The 467-nt window shown below is 49.3% G+C and carries 1 pseudogene; it reads left to right on the top strand.

What is annotated here, in order from left to right:
* Positions 1–467 (top strand): annotated as a pseudogene (gene metL, locus AB4585_RS26850) (bifunctional aspartate kinase/homoserine dehydrogenase II); the annotation flags it as partial.

The raw sequence follows: 467 nt of genomic DNA, 5'->3' as shown, positions 1-467 counted from the left end.
CCTAAGCCACGCGCATGACTTTGAGCGCTTAGAGCCTCAAGTGTTATCTTTGCTGAACAAAGCTCAACTTGCACCGCTAGCCTACGAATCTCAATCGGATAACTATTGTCTGCGTCTGGCTTATACCAGTGAACTGCTTACGGGCGCATTAGAGTGCATTGAATCTGCTCACCTTGAGGTGGGAGTGGAGGTCAAGTCAGGCATGTCCCTGATCGCCGCCGTTGGCGCAGGCGTGACGAATAATGCCAATCACTGCTTTGGTTTTTATCAAACCCTCAAGGGAGTACCTGTTGAGTTCATGTTTGAGACAGACTCAGAGCTGAGCCTAATTGCCGTGGTGAGAACCAACAAGGTACCTGAGCTGCTTGAGTCTTTGCACAGTCAGCTATTCCAAGCGCAAAAGCGTGTTGGCATAGTGCTGTGTGGCAAAGGCAATATTGGTTCGAATTGGATTGAGCTATTTGCAC

Source organism: Vibrio sp. 10N.222.49.C9 (assembly GCF_041474985.1).
Taxonomy (GTDB): domain Bacteria; phylum Pseudomonadota; class Gammaproteobacteria; order Enterobacterales; family Vibrionaceae; genus Vibrio; species Vibrio crassostreae_C.
The sequence above is the reverse complement of the archived record's forward strand: the minus strand, read 5'-3'. Positions and strand labels throughout refer to the sequence as shown.